General features: G+C 57.5%; 18 protein-coding genes. 14 read left to right on the forward strand and 4 right to left on the reverse strand.

The features are described 5' to 3' along the window. The first annotated feature begins 30 nt into the window (after positions 1 to 30). The 6 genes from IM303_RS07310 (at position 31) to ruvX (ending at position 4,131) form a co-directional block, all read left to right on the forward strand. A complete protein-coding gene (locus tag IM303_RS07310; protein ID WP_049001463.1) occupies positions 31 to 528 on the forward strand; it encodes a SprT family zinc-dependent metalloprotease in 498 nt (165 codons plus the stop codon). A 94-nt stretch (positions 529 to 622) separates the two neighbouring features. Continuing rightward, complete coding sequence (endA, locus tag IM303_RS07315; protein ID WP_049001467.1) at positions 623 to 1,330, forward strand: deoxyribonuclease I; 708 nt, start codon at positions 623 to 625, stop codon at positions 1,328 to 1,330. A gap of 51 nt (positions 1,331 to 1,381) precedes the next feature. Then, on the forward strand, positions 1,382 to 2,113 hold the full coding sequence (rsmE, locus tag IM303_RS07320) for a 16S rRNA (uracil(1498)-N(3))-methyltransferase (RefSeq protein ID WP_193359765.1): 732 nt from the start codon (positions 1,382 to 1,384) through the stop codon (positions 2,111 to 2,113). A gap of 19 nt (positions 2,114 to 2,132) precedes the next feature. Continuing rightward, positions 2,133 to 3,080, forward strand: coding sequence for a glutathione synthase (gshB, locus tag IM303_RS07325; RefSeq protein WP_041908326.1), 948 nt, complete (start codon positions 2,133 to 2,135; stop codon positions 3,078 to 3,080). A gap of 74 nt (positions 3,081 to 3,154) precedes the next feature. Next, positions 3,155 to 3,715 (forward strand): YqgE/AlgH family protein, encoded by a 561-nt coding sequence (locus IM303_RS07330; protein WP_028014368.1) that lies wholly within the window; start codon positions 3,155 to 3,157, stop codon positions 3,713 to 3,715. Further along, a complete protein-coding gene (gene ruvX / locus IM303_RS07335; protein ID WP_021242076.1) occupies positions 3,715 to 4,131 on the forward strand; it encodes a Holliday junction resolvase RuvX in 417 nt (138 codons plus the stop codon). The genes IM303_RS07330 and ruvX overlap by 1 nt, the downstream gene beginning before the upstream one ends. Before the next feature lie 9 nt (positions 4,132 to 4,140). On the opposite strand, the gene IM303_RS07340 is transcribed toward ruvX, so the two are convergent. Continuing rightward, on the reverse strand, positions 4,141 to 5,121 hold the full coding sequence (locus IM303_RS07340) for a type IV pilus twitching motility protein PilT (protein WP_041908325.1): 981 nt from the start codon (positions 5,119 to 5,121) through the stop codon (positions 4,141 to 4,143). A 17-nt stretch (positions 5,122 to 5,138) separates the two neighbouring features. Here IM303_RS07340 and IM303_RS07345 point away from each other — a divergent pair, with 17 nt between their 5' ends. The 5 genes from IM303_RS07345 to hemW are packed head-to-tail and all read left to right on the forward strand — an operon-like array spanning position 5,139 to position 8,453. After that, positions 5,139 to 5,840: a YggS family pyridoxal phosphate-dependent enzyme gene (locus IM303_RS07345; protein WP_028014370.1), complete on the forward strand. Its 702-nt coding sequence runs from the start codon at positions 5,139 to 5,141 to the stop codon at positions 5,838 to 5,840. 21 nt (positions 5,841 to 5,861) lie between these two features. Then, positions 5,862 to 6,428: a YggT family protein gene (locus IM303_RS07350; RefSeq protein ID WP_045260768.1), complete on the forward strand. Its 567-nt coding sequence runs from the start codon at positions 5,862 to 5,864 to the stop codon at positions 6,426 to 6,428. Next, positions 6,425 to 6,721 (forward strand): DUF167 family protein YggU, encoded by a 297-nt coding sequence (yggU, locus tag IM303_RS07355; protein WP_047364545.1) that lies wholly within the window; start codon positions 6,425 to 6,427, stop codon positions 6,719 to 6,721. The genes IM303_RS07350 and yggU overlap by 4 nt, the downstream gene beginning before the upstream one ends. A 3-nt stretch (positions 6,722 to 6,724) precedes the next feature. Next, positions 6,725 to 7,318 carry an XTP/dITP diphosphatase gene (locus IM303_RS07360; protein ID WP_010435473.1) on the forward strand — a complete coding sequence of 198 codons (594 nt, stop codon included), beginning with the start codon at positions 6,725 to 6,727 and terminating at the stop codon, positions 7,316 to 7,318. After that, positions 7,311 to 8,453, forward strand: a complete 1,143-nt coding sequence (hemW, locus tag IM303_RS07365) for a radical SAM family heme chaperone HemW (RefSeq protein ID WP_193359766.1) — start codon at positions 7,311 to 7,313, stop codon at positions 8,451 to 8,453. The genes IM303_RS07360 and hemW overlap by 8 nt, the downstream gene beginning before the upstream one ends. 203 nt (positions 8,454 to 8,656) lie before the next feature. Here the strand turns inward: hemW and IM303_RS07370 are convergent, their stop codons facing one another. Genes IM303_RS07370 through trmB form a run of 3 tightly spaced genes read right to left on the reverse strand, consistent with a single transcriptional unit; the run spans position 8,657 to position 10,476 of the window. Beyond that, the gene (locus tag IM303_RS07370; protein WP_193359767.1) at positions 8,657 to 9,373 is read right to left on the reverse strand and encodes a DUF2884 domain-containing protein; all 717 of its coding nucleotides are present in this window, start codon (positions 9,371 to 9,373) and stop codon (positions 8,657 to 8,659) included. A gap of 57 nt (positions 9,374 to 9,430) precedes the next feature. Continuing rightward, positions 9,431 to 9,757 carry a YggL family protein gene (locus IM303_RS07375; RefSeq protein ID WP_028014375.1) on the reverse strand — a complete coding sequence of 109 codons (327 nt, stop codon included), beginning with the start codon at positions 9,755 to 9,757 and terminating at the stop codon, positions 9,431 to 9,433. Then, positions 9,757 to 10,476 (reverse strand): tRNA (guanosine(46)-N7)-methyltransferase TrmB, encoded by a 720-nt coding sequence (gene trmB / locus IM303_RS07380; protein WP_028014376.1) that lies wholly within the window; start codon positions 10,474 to 10,476, stop codon positions 9,757 to 9,759. Before trmB ends, IM303_RS07375 begins: the two co-directional genes overlap by 1 nt. Before the next feature lie 144 nt (positions 10,477 to 10,620). On the opposite strand from trmB, the gene mutY reads away from it, so the two are divergent. Genes mutY through mltC form a run of 3 tightly spaced genes read left to right on the forward strand, consistent with a single transcriptional unit; the run spans position 10,621 to position 13,105 of the window. Continuing rightward, positions 10,621 to 11,673, forward strand: coding sequence for an A/G-specific adenine glycosylase (gene mutY / locus IM303_RS07385; protein WP_192831215.1), 1,053 nt, complete (start codon positions 10,621 to 10,623; stop codon positions 11,671 to 11,673). Between the two features lie 26 nt (positions 11,674 to 11,699). Next, positions 11,700 to 11,972 carry an oxidative damage protection protein gene (locus IM303_RS07390; protein ID WP_003862425.1) on the forward strand — a complete coding sequence of 91 codons (273 nt, stop codon included), beginning with the start codon at positions 11,700 to 11,702 and terminating at the stop codon, positions 11,970 to 11,972. Positions 11,973 to 12,028: 56 nt separating this feature from the next. Then, positions 12,029 to 13,105 (forward strand): membrane-bound lytic murein transglycosylase MltC, encoded by a 1,077-nt coding sequence (gene mltC, locus IM303_RS07395; protein WP_045260773.1) that lies wholly within the window; start codon positions 12,029 to 12,031, stop codon positions 13,103 to 13,105. Positions 13,106 to 13,220 lie beyond the last annotated feature (115 nt).

Consider the following 13,220-nt stretch of genomic DNA (forward strand, 5'->3'; position numbering starts at 1 on the left):
TCCCCGCTTCCCGCTTTATGCTCTGCCCCTATGAAAGCTCCCCGTCTCCCCATCGCCATTCAGCAAGCCGTTATGCGCAGCCTGCGGGAAAAACTTGCCCAGGCGAATCTGAAACTCGGCCGCAATTACCCTGAACCGAAGCTGGTCTATCAGCAGCGCGGCACCGCAGCCGGCACCGCCTGGCTGGAATCGTACGAGATCCGCCTGAACCCGGTGCTGATGATGGAAAACCAGCAGGCGTTTATTGAAGAAGTGGTGCCGCACGAGCTGGCGCACCTTCTGGTATGGAAGCATTTTGGCCGCGTCGCGCCGCATGGAAAAGAGTGGAAATGGATGATGGAGGCGGTGCTCGGCGTTCCGGCGCGCCGTACCCATCAGTTCGAGCTGGAATCGGTACGCCGCAATACCTTCCCCTATCGCTGCCAGTGTCAGCAGCACCAGCTTACCGTCCGCCGCCATAACCGCGTGGTGCGCGGCGAGGCGACCTACCGCTGCCTCAAATGCGGCGAACCGCTGATTGCAGAGTAATCACCTGAACTTTCAGGAACTTTCCTGATCTGACTGATTGCATACAGGAACAACATTCGTTACGTTGCGGGCTCGTTTTGACACGGAGTGTAAGATGTCCCGTAATGTTTCTCTCGCGGTCGCTTTTCTGGCGACGGCGCTTTCCGGTCAGGCCCTGGCCGACGGTATCAACAGTTTTTCCCAGGCCAAGGCAGCAGGCGTGAAGGTGAACGCCGATGTGCCGGGCGATTTCTACTGCGGCTGCAAAATTAACTGGCAGGGCAAAAAAGGGGTCGTTGACCTCGAATCCTGCGGCTATAAGGTGCGTAAAAACGAAAACCGCGCCAGCCGCATCGAGTGGGAGCATGTCGTTCCGGCCTGGCAGTTTGGCCACCAGCGCCAGTGCTGGCAGGATGGCGGACGTAAAAACTGTTCTAAAGATCCTGTCTACCGTCAGATGGAAAGCGATATGCATAACCTGCAGCCCGCCGTGGGTGAAGTGAACGGTGACCGCGGCAATTTCATGTACAGCCAGTGGAACGGTGGCGAAGGCCAGTACGGCCAGTGTGGAATGAAGGTGGATTTTAAAGAGAAAGTCGCCGAGCCGCCTGCCCGCGCGCGCGGCAGCATTGCCCGCACCTATTTCTATATGCGCGACCGTTACGACCTCAACCTCTCCCGCCAGCAGACGCAGTTATTCAACGCCTGGGACAAGCAGTACCCGGTGACGGAGTGGGAGTGCCAGCGCGACGAACGCATTGCCAGGGTCCAGGGGAATCATAACCCTTACGTCCAGCGGGCTTGCCAGGCGCAAAAGAGCTAACCTACACTACGGCAATTCGCTTATACCGCATGACATATGGAATTTTTGACTATGCGCATTCCCCGCATTTACCACCCAGAACTGATTACCGCAGGCCGCGAGATCGTCCTGTCTGACGACGCCGCTAACCACGTTGGTCGCGTGCTGCGCATGGGGGCTGGCCAGGCAATACAGCTGTTCGACGGCTCTAATCAGGTTTTCGACGCGGAAATCACGCGGGCGGATAAAAAAAGCGTGCATGTGAATGTCTTGCGCGGCGAAGTGGACGACCGTGAATCGCCGCTGCACATCCACCTTGGGCAGGTGATGTCGCGCGGAGAAAAGATGGAGTTCACCATTCAAAAATCCATTGAGCTGGGTGTAAGCCTCATTACGCCACTTTTTTCCGAGCGCTGTGGCGTTAAACTGGATGCGGAACGTCTGAACAAAAAGATCCAGCAGTGGCAGAAAATCGCCATTGCGGCCTGCGAACAGAGCGGCCGCAACCGTATTCCGGAGATCCGCCCGGCGATGGATCTGGAGGACTGGTGTGCAGAAAAGGATAGCGGGCTGAAGCTCAATCTTCATCCGCGCGCCAGCGCCAGCATCAATACGCTGCCGCTGCCCGTTGAGCGCGTACGCCTGCTGATTGGCCCCGAAGGCGGCCTGTCGGCGGACGAAATTGCGATGACGGCGCGCTACCAGTTTACTGATATTCTGTTGGGACCTCGCGTTCTGCGCACTGAGACAACGGCACTCACGGCCATAACCGCGCTACAGGTACGGTTTGGCGATCTGGGTTGAAGTATTAACGGAGAAGAACATGATAAAGCTCGGCATCGTGATGGATCCCATCGCAAACATTAACATCAAGAAAGATTCCAGCTTCGCCATGCTGCTGGAAGCGCAGCGTCGTGGCTATGAGCTCCACTATATGGAGATGAACGATCTTTATCTGATCAACGGTGAAGCCCGCGCACGCACCCGCATCGTTAACGTCGAGCAGAACTACGATAAATGGTACGAATTCGGCACCGAGCAGGACATTGCCCTGGCCGACCTCAACGTCATCCTGATGCGTAAAGATCCGCCGTTTGACACCGAATACATCTATAGCACCTACATCCTTGAGCGTGCCGAAGAGAAAGGGACGCTGATCGTCAACAAGCCGCAGAGCCTGCGCGACTGCAACGAGAAGCTTTACACCGCCTGGTTCTCTGACCTGACGCCGGAAACGCTGGTCACCCGCAGCAAAACGCAGCTGAAAGAATTCTGGCAGAAGCACGGCGACATCATCATGAAGCCGCTGGACGGCATGGGCGGCGCGTCTATTTTCCGCGTGAAGGAAGGCGACCCGAACATTGGCGTGATTGCCGAAACGCTGACCGAGCTGGGCACGCGTTACTGCATGGCGCAAAACTATATTCCAGCGATCAAAGATGGCGATAAGCGCGTGCTGGTCGTGGACGGTGAGCCGGTGCCTTACTGCCTGGCGCGTATCCCACAGGGTGGCGAAACCCGCGGTAACCTGGCGGCAGGTGGCCGCGGCGAGCCGCGCCCGCTAACCGAAAGCGACTGGGAAATTGCCCGCCGCGTTGGCCCAACGCTGAAAGCCAAAGGCCTGATCTTCGTTGGCCTGGATATCATCGGCGATCGCCTGACTGAAGTTAACGTCACCAGCCCAACCTGCATTCGCGAAATCGAAGCGGAGTTCCCGATCTCGATCACCGGAATGCTGATGGACGCTATCGAAAAACGTTTACAGAAATAAACTGTGACAGCGCCTGGGTTTATCCCCATACTGGGCGCTGTCGCTTTTTAAACCAGGAAACAGTACCTCTGACAATGAATTTACAGCATCACTTTCTTATTGCCATGCCTGCTCTCCAGGATCCGATTTTTCGCCGCGCCGTGGTTTATATTTGTGAATACAATGAAGACGGCGCGATGGGTATTATCATCAACAAACCGCTGGAAAACCTGCAGGTTGAAGGGATTCTGGACAAGCTGAAAATCTCGGCTGAAGCGCGCCTGCCGGAAATCCGGCTTGATAAACCGGTGATGCTGGGTGGACCTCTTGCCGAAGATCGCGGCTTTATCCTGCATACCCCGCCGGTATTCTCTTCCAGCATTCGCATCTCCGATAACACCGTGATCACCACCTCGCGCGACGTGCTTGAAACGCTGGGCACCGCTGAGCAGCCTTCCGAAGTGCTGGTGGCGCTGGGCTATTCGTCGTGGGAGAAAGGCCAGCTTGAGCAAGAGATCCTCGATAACGCCTGGCTTACCGCACCTGCGGACATGAATATTCTGTTTAAAACCCCTATTGCCGATCGCTGGCGTGACGCGGCAAAGCTGATTGGCATTGATATTCTGACCATGCCTGGCGTAGCGGGGCACGCGTAATGAGCGGCACCCTTCTCGCCTTCGACTTCGGCACCAAAAGCATCGGCGTCGCCGTGGGTCAACGGATCACGGGCACCGCTCGCCCGCTCACGGCGCTGAAAGCTAACGACGGCACGCCGGACTGGAACCTGATTGAGCGCCTGCTCAAAGAGTGGCAGCCGGACGACGTGATTGTCGGCCTGCCGCTGAACATGGACGGCACCGAGCAACCGCTTACCGCCCGCGCGCGTAAATTCGCCAATAAAATCCATGGCCGCTTTGGCGTCTCCGTGAAGCTTCACGACGAGCGTCTCAGCACCGTCGAAGCGCGTGCAGGCCTGTTTGAACACGGTGGCTTCCGGGCGCTCAACAAAGGCAGCGTAGACTCCGCTTCAGCCGTTATAATCCTTGAAAGCTACTTCGAACAGGGCTTTTAACGCAGGGGTCTACAGCCGCCCCTGTGCCCGTCTCTCCGCCAGGCTCTGGTCAAAGTTCTGCATTCCCGCCTGCTGGCCGGTTTGAATGATGCCGGGCAGCTGCCACGTCTTCCCCTCACGAATCAGATTCGCCGCCGCCGCGGTGTTTACCAGCAGCTCGTACAGCGCGACGCGCCCGCCCTGAAGATCGGGAAGCAGCTTTTGCGCCAGCACTGCCCGCAGGCTGCCAGCCAGCTGGTTACGCACCGGATCTTTCTCCTGCGCCGGGAACGTATCGACCAGCCGTTCAATCGCCTGTGCTGCCCCGCGCGTGTGCAGCGTCGCCAGCACCAGATGCCCGGTCTCCGCCGCCGTCAGCGCCAGGCGGATCGTTTCGCTGTCGCGCAGCTCCCCCAGCAAAATAACGTCCGGGTCCTCGCGTAACGCACTGCGCAGCGCCTCTGCAAATGACGGGCTGTGCTGGCCTATCTCCCGCTGCTGAATCAGGCAACGTTCACTCTGGTACATAAACTCCACCGGATCTTCAAGCGTGAGGATATGGCCGTCAGTATGGCGGTTGAGGAAGTCGACCATTGCGGCCAGCGTGGTGGATTTACCGCTGCCGGTCGCTCCCGTTACCAGAATCAACCCGTTGTCGCTGGACAACAGTTCGGGAATAGCGCGCGGCACCCCAAGCGAAGGGAGCTGCGGACAGGAACGCGGCAACAGCCGCAGGGTAACGGAGATGCCCTTCATCTGCTTAAACGCACTGCCGCGCAGACGCTGGTCTCCTGCGACCGTCACGGCAAAATCGACCTGCCCGTTTGCCCACCATGCGCCCTGCTGTTCGTCGTTGAGCCACGCCTTTAGCAACGCCCCGACATCCGGCGGCGGAAACGGGGCCGGCTCAAGGCGGCCCAATCTGCGCCAGCGCGGTGGTGAATCACTGCACAGGTGTAGATCGGAGACGTTATGCTTTACACTAAGGGCCACAATTTCTTCCACATCCATAGACTACTCCTCGGAAAATGAACGACATTGCGCATAACCTGGCACAGGTCCGGGACAAAATCTCAGCCGCTGCAACGCGTTGCGGCCGTGCTTCAGAAGAAATTACGTTGCTTGCAGTCAGCAAAACCAAGCCTGCGAGCGCCATCGCAGAAGCGATTGCTGCAGGTCACCGGGCGTTTGGCGAAAACTACGTGCAGGAAGGAGTGGATAAAATTCGCTACTTCCAGGAGCAGGAGACGTCCGATCTGCAATGGCACTTTATTGGTCCCCTGCAGTCGAACAAAAGCCGTCTGGTAGCAGAGCACTTTGACTGGTGCCATACCATCGACCGTCTGCGTATTGCTTCCCGTCTGAGCGACCAGCGCCCGGCGGAGATGCCTGCGCTTAACGTGCTGATTCAAATCAACATCAGTGATGAAAACAGCAAGTCCGGCATTGCGCTGAGCGAGCTGGATGCGCTGGCCGCAGAGGTGGCCGCCCTGCCGCGCTTAACCCTGCGCGGGCTGATGGCCATTCCGGCACCTGAGTCAAGTTATGAAAGGCAGTTTGCCGTGGCACAGCAAATGGCTGTAGCATTTGAGGCGCTTAAAGCGCGCTATGAAACGGTAGACACGCTTTCACTGGGCATGTCGGATGATATGGAAGCCGCCATCGCGGCAGGCAGCACTATGGTGCGCATCGGCACAGCCATTTTCGGTGCGCGCGACTACACCAAATAATAAGGAAACCTGAGGAACGCCATGAAGACGTTGACTTTCCTGCTCTCAACGGTCATTGAGCTGTACACGATGGCGCTTTTGCTGCGCGTCTGGATGCAGTGGGCCCGCTGTGACTTTTACAATCCGTTCTCCCAGTTTGTCGTGAAAATCACGCAACCTGTTGTCGGACCGCTGCGCCGTATTATCCCGGCCATGGGCCCCATCGACAGCGCTTCGCTGCTGGTGGCGTTTATTCTGAGCGTGCTCAAAGCCATCGTGCTGTTTATGGTTATCACCTTCCAGCCGATTATCTGGATTGCCGCCGTCCTGATTCTGATCAAAACCGTCGGTTTGCTGATCTTCTGGGTACTGCTGGTGATGGCGATCATGAGCTGGGTAAGCCAGGGACGTAGCCCGGTAGAGTATGCCTTGATTCAGCTGGCCGAGCCGCTGCTGCGTCCGATCCGTAACCTGCTTCCGTCCATGGGCGGCATCGACTTCTCCCCGATGATCCTGGTGCTGCTGCTCTATGTGATCAACATGGGGATCGCCGAACTGCTCCAGTCTACGGGCGATATGCTGCTGCCGGGGCTGTGGATGGCGCTATGAGTGCAGTAAGCACCTGCACCGACGGGCTGGTTTTACGGCTGTATATTCAGCCGAAAGCCAGCCGTGACAGTATTGTTGGGCTGCATGGCGACGAGCTAAAGGTCGCCATCACCGCCCCACCGGTCGATGGCCAGGCGAACGCGCATCTGACCAAATATCTGGCAAAACAGTTTCGCGTCGCCAAAAGCCAGGTCATCATTGAAAAAGGTGAACTTGGGCGGCATAAACAGGTAAAAATCCTTAATCCGCAATCTATCCCGACGGAAGTCGCGGCTCTGACAGAACAGGACTAAACCATGCAGAAAGTTGTTCTCGCGACCGGTAACGCCGGTAAAGTGCGCGAGCTGGCCTCGCTATTAAATGATTTTGGGCTGGACGTGGTGGCTCAGACCGAGCTGGGCGTGGAGTCCGCCGAAGAGACGGGCCTGACGTTTATCGAAAACGCCATTCTGAAAGCGCGCCATGCGGCGCAGGTAACCGGCCTGCCCGCGATTGCCGACGACTCCGGTCTGGCCGTGGATTTTCTCGGCGGTGCGCCGGGGATTTACTCCGCCCGCTATTCCGGGGTGGACGCCACCGACCAGCAGAATCTGGAAAAGCTGCTCGTGGCCCTGAAGGACGTTCCCGACGAACAGCGTACCGCGCAGTTCCACTGCGTGCTGGTCTACATGCGTCATGCAGAAGACCCGACGCCGATCGTCTGTCACGGCAGCTGGCCGGGCGTGATTACCCGTGAAGCGGCGGGCAACGGCGGCTTTGGCTACGACCCGATTTTCTTTGTCCCGACCGAGGGCAAAACCGCTGCGGAACTGACCCGCGAAGAGAAAAGTGCGATTTCCCACCGTGGACGCGCGCTGAAACTGTTACTGGAAGCACTGCGTAATGGCTAATTTGCCGCCTCTGAGTCTTTATATTCATATCCCGTGGTGCGTGCAGAAATGCCCGTACTGCGATTTCAATTCGCACGCGCTGAAGGGCGAAGTGCCGCACGATGACTACGTCGCGCATCTGCTGGCCGACCTGGACGCCGATGTGCCGTACGCACAGGGACGTGAAGTTAAGACCATTTTCATTGGTGGCGGTACGCCGAGCCTGCTGTCAGGCCCGGCAATGCAGACGCTGCTGGACGGCGTGCGTGCGCGCCTGAACCTGGCGGCGGATGCGGAAATTACGATGGAAGCCAACCCTGGCACCGTTGAGGCCGACCGTTTTGTCGAGTATCAGCGCGCGGGCGTGAACCGCATCTCCATCGGCGTGCAGAGCTTTAGCGAGCCGAAGCTGAAGCGTCTGGGTCGCATTCACGGCCCGGAAGAGGCGAAGCGCGCGGCGAACCTGGCAACGGGGCTTGGGCTGCGCAGCTTTAACCTCGATTTGATGCATGGCCTGCCGGATCAGTCGCTGGAAGAGGCGCTGGACGATCTGCGCCAGGCCATTGCGCTGAATCCACCGCACCTGTCGTGGTATCAGCTCACCATTGAGCCGAACACGCTGTTTGGCTCGCGCCCGCCGGTGCTGCCGGATGACGACGCGCTGTGGGATATCTTCGAGCAGGGCCACACGCTTTTGACCGCTGCCGGGTATCAGCAGTATGAAACGTCCGCCTACGCGAAGCCGGGCTTCCAGTGTCAGCACAACCTGAACTACTGGCGTTTTGGTGATTATCTGGGGATTGGCTGCGGCGCCCACGGCAAGGTGACCTTCCCGGATGGTCGCATCCTTCGCACCGCCAAAACCCGCCACCCGCGCGGATTTATGGAAGGACGCTACCTTGAGCGTCAGCACGACGTTGAGGCGGCGGATAAGCCGTTTGAGTTCTTTATGAACCGTTTCCGCCTGCTGGAAGCCGCGCCGCGCGCGGAGTTTTCGCTGTACACTGGCCTGGCGGAATCGGTGATTCGTCCGCAGATTGACGAAGCGCTGGCAAAGGGGTATCTCACCGAGAGTGAGGAATGCTGGCAGATCACCGAGCAGGGCAAGCTGTTCTTAAACTCCCTTCTTGAGCTGTTCCTCGCCGAAGATTCCTGAAGGCTGATTCAGGATTTCGCATCCCGTTCTGCCGGCTAAGGGAAAGGCTGGCAGAGTATGGGGATGGAAATTATTCGTTTTCTGGAACAACGAACTCTGGGATACGAAGAGGTGGGCTAGAGAGGATCTTTGAGACGCTGCAAATGCTGCAACTCTCACTCCTGCCCTCTCCCTGAAAGGGAGAGGGATAGGGTGAGGGGAACTTACTTCAGCGTCCCCACCAGCGCCTTCCGGCTGTCTTCCAGCGACACCACGCGTTTACACACGTCTTTGCCGAACTGCTGGAAATCATCTTCCTGGTTCTTCCACTCGTTCTGAATGGAAGTCTGCAAGCCGCCCAGGCTGCCCAGCACGCCCTGCAGCGGGTTACCGCCGCCTTTCAGCACGGCTTTGGCGCCCATCTCGTTGATGCTGTCCTGCAGGATGCCGCCCATCGCCTGGTTCACCAGCTGCTGGCCGTCAGCACGGACCTGATCGATCGCCTTATAGTGGAACGTCAGGCCATCAGAGCGCGTCTCGATAATGCGGTTCATCTGCTCTTTGAGCTGCTTGTCGAGCTCCGTAAGGCGGGAGCGCATATTACTGCTCTCCCCCACCTCTTTAGTGATGATTTTGTCCAGCGCGACGCGGCTCTTTTCGACGCGCGTCAGGGCGCCTTCATTAATCCATGGCAGCGCGGTACGCAAATCGGCCTGATAATCTTTCGCCTGCTCACGCTGTGCGGCAGTCAGGTTGTACTGTTTGCCGTTAAAGGTGACGTTCCCTTCCGGCGTAATCACCAGATTGCCGTTCTCGCCTTTGACCTGCACGGTTTGCGGGCTTAACACCACGTCATCACGCGGGGTGACGCTACATTGATAATCCGCATGGGCGGTGAATCCGGTTGCCATCAAAGCAACAGCCAGCAACGTTTTGCGCATCTTAAACACTCCCTCAGACAAAATGGGCCAGCTAATGCTGGCCCGCTTACTGCTTTATTAGTCCCACCAAACGTCGAAAAGTTCGCTCACGCGGACATCTTCCAGCTTGTGCTCTTCAAGCCATTTGCGAACCAGGGCCTGATGTTCTTCGGTGCATTTGCCCACTTCCTGGGTGCAGATCAGACCTTCCCATGCCAGGTAGCCGCTACCGTCGAAGGCCAGCTTGTTAGGCTCGATCACCTCGTTGATGAACGCATCAACGTCCTGGTCGATCTGCTCAACGCTGGTGCCTTCCGGGAAACGCCAGGCGACGGAGAAGCCCACTTCCTGGAATTCTTCGATGTGCATCTTTTTACGCAGACGACGGCTACGATTCTTTGCCATTATTTCACCCTCTCGAACATTAAGTCCCATACGCCGTGACCAAGACGATGGCCACGCTGTTCAAATTTTGTCACCGGACGCGATTCCGGACGCGGTACGTAGTCGTTGCTCTCGGACTGATTTTTGTACCCGTCCAGCGACGACATCACTTCCAGCATGTGTTCCGCATAAGGTTCCCAGTCGGTCGCCATGTGGAAAACGCCGCCCAGCTTGAGCTTGCTTTTCACCAGCTCGGCAAACGGTGCCTGAACGATACGGCGTTTATTATGACGCGCTTTGTGCCATGGGTCAGGGAAAAAGAGCTGAACCATGTTCAAAGAATTGTCAGGAATCATTTTGTGCAGCACTTCCACCGCGTCGTGACACATCACGCGCAGGTTCTCAACGCCCTCTTCGTGGGCCGTTGCCAGGCACGCACCGACGCCCGGGGAGTGTACTTCAATGCCGAGGAAGTTCTGCTCCGGGCGCGCTTTCGCCATAGTGACCAGCGAGGTGCCCATACCAAACCCGATCTCCAGCGTGACGGGCGCGTCGCGGCCAAACAGCTCGGTAAAGTCGAGCGGCTGCTCGCTGAACTCAACGCCCATCACCGGCCAGTAGTTGTCCAGCGCGTGTTGCTGCCCTTTGGTCAGGCGGCCCTGACGGCGGACAAAGCTGCGAATACGGCGCAGCGGGCGACCGTTTTCATCAAATTCCGGTGAAATGACGTCGTTTTTCATAAAAGAGTTGTCTGCTTGTGAGAATGTTCGGGAAACGGGCATTATCCAAAGTTAAGGCTTCTATGCAAGCATGGGAAAGATCCGGTTTACAGCAGATTGACGCTGTGCTGCAATCTGCGTCCCTGATTATGCGAATCGATGACCATGCAAGCCTCTCAATTTTCAGCCCAGGTGCTGGACTGGTACGACAAATACGGGCGTAAAACCCTGCCCTGGCAAATTGAAAAAACGCCCTACAAAGTATGGCTCTCCGAGGTGATGTTGCAACAAACGCAGGTCGCCACCGTGATCCCTTACTTCGAGCGTTTTATGGCACGCTTCCCGACGGTCACCGACCTGGCAAACGCGCCGTTGGACGAAGTGCTGCACCTGTGGACCGGGCTGGGCTATTACGCCCGCGCGCGCAACCTGCACAAGGCCGCGCAGCAGGTCGCCACCCGCCACAACGGTAAATTCCCGGAAACCTTCGACGAGGTGGCCGATTTACCCGGCGTCGGACGTTCAACCGCAGGCGCGATCCTCTCCCTTTCATTAGGCAAGCATTTCCCGATCCTCGACGGCAACGTGAAGCGCGTGCTCGCACGCTGCTACGCCGTTGACGGCTGGCCGGGTAAGAAAGACGTTGAAAAACGCCTGTGGGAGATCGCTGAAGCGGTCACCCCGGCGAAGGGCGTAGAGCGTTTTAACCAAGCGATGATGGATCTCGGCGCGATGGTCTGCACGCGCTCAAAACCGAAGTGCGAACTCTGCCCGGTGAACAACCTCTGCGTAGCGTATGCCAACCAGTCATGGGCGCAGTATCCGGGTAAGAAACCCAAACAGACGCTGCCGGAGCGCACCGGCTATATGCTGCTGATGCAGCACGGTGACGAGGTCTTCCTCTCCCAGCGCCCGCCGAGCGGTCTGTGGGGTGGTCTATACTGCTTCCCACAGTTTGAAGATGAAAACTTGCTGCGTGAATGGCTTAAACAGCGCGGCATTGCGGCAGATACCCTGACGCAGCTGACCGCGTTTCGCCACACCTTCAGCCATTTCCATCTGGATATAGTACCGATGTGGCTTCCCGTGTCCTCATTCACCTCCTGCATGGATGAAGGCACCGCTCTCTGGTATAACTTAGCGCAACCGCCATCAGTCGGGCTGGCGGCTCCCGTGGAGCGCCTGTTACAGCAATTACGTGCCGGTGCAATGGTTTAGCATCGGCAACACAAAGAGGAATACGTATGGCCAGAACCATTTTTTGTACTTTCCTGCAGCGCGACGCTGAAGGCCAGGATTTCCAGCTCTACCCGGGCGACCTGGGCAAGCGCATCTATAACGAGATCTCCAAAGAAGCCTGGGGACAGTGGCAGAAAAAACAGACCATGCTGATCAACGAGAAAAAGCTCAGCATGATGAACCCGGAGCACCGCAAGCTGCTGGAGCAGGAGATGGTGAACTTCCTGTTCGAGGGCAAAGACGTCCACATCGAAGGCTATACGCCGCCGGAAAAATAACAGCGTGCGGGTGAAACCCCGCCGTTAAAGCAAACACAACACGCACTCCCGGAATGATGAAAAAACTTTTAGCGCTAGCCCTTGTTGCGCCGTTGCTGGTCTCGTGCTCGTCCAAAAAAGGCGATGATTACAATGAAGCCTGGGTCAAGGACACCAACGGTTTTGACATTTTGATGGGGCAGTTTGCCCATAACATCGAGAACATATGGGGATTTAACGAAGTTCTTATTGCCGGACCGAAGGACTACGTTAAGTACACCGACGCCTATCTGACCCGTAGCCACATCAACTTTGATGAGGGTACGATCACCATTGAGACCATCGCAGGCACCGACCCTGCGGCACGGCTGCGTCAGGCGATCGTCAAAACCCTGCTGATGGGTGACGATCCGGGATCTATCGATCTCTACTCCGATGCGGACGACATCACCATTTCGAAAGAGCCGTTCCTGTACGGTCAGGTTGTCGACCAGACCGGACAGCCGATCCGCTGGGAAGGTCGCGCCACGAAATTTGCCGACTACCTGCTGCAGACGCGCCTGAAGAGCCGCTCTAACGGCCTGAAGATTATCTACAGCGTTACCATTAACCTTGTCCCGAACCACCTCGACAAGCGTGCGCATAAGTATCTGGGCATGGTGCGTCAGGCGTCGCGTAAGTATGGCGTGGACGAGTCGCTGATCCTGGCGATTATGCAGACCGAATCCTCGTTCAACCCGTACGCGGTGAGCCGTTCCGACGCGCTGGGGCTGATGCAGGTTGTCCAGCACAGCGCCGGTAAAGACGTCTTCCGCTCGCAGGGGAAATCCGGCACGCCGAGCCGCAGCTATCTGTTCGATCCGCAAAGCAACATTGATACCGGCACGGCCTATCTGGCGATGCTGAACAATGTCTATCTCGGCGGAATTGATAACCCGACGTCGCGTCGCTATGCGGTGATCACCGCCTATAACGGCGGCGCGGGCAGCGTGCTGCGCGTCTTCTCGAATGACAAAGTGCAGGCTGCGAACATCATCAACAGCATGGCGCCGGGGGATGTTTACTCCACCCTCACCACCCGCCACCCGTCTGCGGAATCCCGCCGATACCTGTATAAGGTGAATACGGCGCAGAAAAACTATCGTCGTCGGTGATCGGCCCTCCTTCTCCCATAGGGAGAAGGGGTTCTGCTTCCCCTCTCCCACAGGGTGTACGGTCCGGGGACATAGTGAACACTTGTTCGGGGACATGGTAGACACTTACAACTGA

This window comes from Enterobacter cloacae complex sp. P38RS (genome assembly GCF_014930775.1).
Lineage (GTDB): Bacteria > Pseudomonadota > Gammaproteobacteria > Enterobacterales > Enterobacteriaceae > Enterobacter > Enterobacter bugandensis.

Coding starts and splice junctions, on each gene's coding strand:
- IM303_RS07310 (WP_049001463.1), top strand. CDS start 31: ATGAAAGCTCCCCGTCTCCCCATCGCCATTCAGCAAGCCGTTATGCGC.
- endA (WP_049001467.1), top strand. CDS start 623: ATGTCCCGTAATGTTTCTCTCGCGGTCGCTTTTCTGGCGACGGCGCTT.
- rsmE (WP_193359765.1), top strand. CDS start 1,382: ATGCGCATTCCCCGCATTTACCACCCAGAACTGATTACCGCAGGCCGC.
- gshB (WP_041908326.1), top strand. CDS start 2,133: ATGATAAAGCTCGGCATCGTGATGGATCCCATCGCAAACATTAACATC.
- IM303_RS07330 (WP_028014368.1), top strand. CDS start 3,155: ATGAATTTACAGCATCACTTTCTTATTGCCATGCCTGCTCTCCAGGAT.
- ruvX (WP_021242076.1), top strand. CDS start 3,715: ATGAGCGGCACCCTTCTCGCCTTCGACTTCGGCACCAAAAGCATCGGC.
- IM303_RS07340 (WP_041908325.1), bottom strand. CDS start 5,121: ATGGATGTGGAAGAAATTGTGGCCCTTAGTGTAAAGCATAACGTCTCC.
- IM303_RS07345 (WP_028014370.1), top strand. CDS start 5,139: ATGAACGACATTGCGCATAACCTGGCACAGGTCCGGGACAAAATCTCA.
- IM303_RS07350 (WP_045260768.1), top strand. CDS start 5,862: ATGAAGACGTTGACTTTCCTGCTCTCAACGGTCATTGAGCTGTACACG.
- yggU (WP_047364545.1), top strand. CDS start 6,425: ATGAGTGCAGTAAGCACCTGCACCGACGGGCTGGTTTTACGGCTGTAT.
- IM303_RS07360 (WP_010435473.1), top strand. CDS start 6,725: ATGCAGAAAGTTGTTCTCGCGACCGGTAACGCCGGTAAAGTGCGCGAG.
- hemW (WP_193359766.1), top strand. CDS start 7,311: ATGGCTAATTTGCCGCCTCTGAGTCTTTATATTCATATCCCGTGGTGC.
- IM303_RS07370 (WP_193359767.1), bottom strand. CDS start 9,373: ATGCGCAAAACGTTGCTGGCTGTTGCTTTGATGGCAACCGGATTCACC.
- IM303_RS07375 (WP_028014375.1), bottom strand. CDS start 9,757: ATGGCAAAGAATCGTAGCCGTCGTCTGCGTAAAAAGATGCACATCGAA.
- trmB (WP_028014376.1), bottom strand. CDS start 10,476: ATGAAAAACGACGTCATTTCACCGGAATTTGATGAAAACGGTCGCCCG.
- mutY (WP_192831215.1), top strand. CDS start 10,621: ATGCAAGCCTCTCAATTTTCAGCCCAGGTGCTGGACTGGTACGACAAA.
- IM303_RS07390 (WP_003862425.1), top strand. CDS start 11,700: ATGGCCAGAACCATTTTTTGTACTTTCCTGCAGCGCGACGCTGAAGGC.
- mltC (WP_045260773.1), top strand. CDS start 12,029: ATGAAAAAACTTTTAGCGCTAGCCCTTGTTGCGCCGTTGCTGGTCTCG.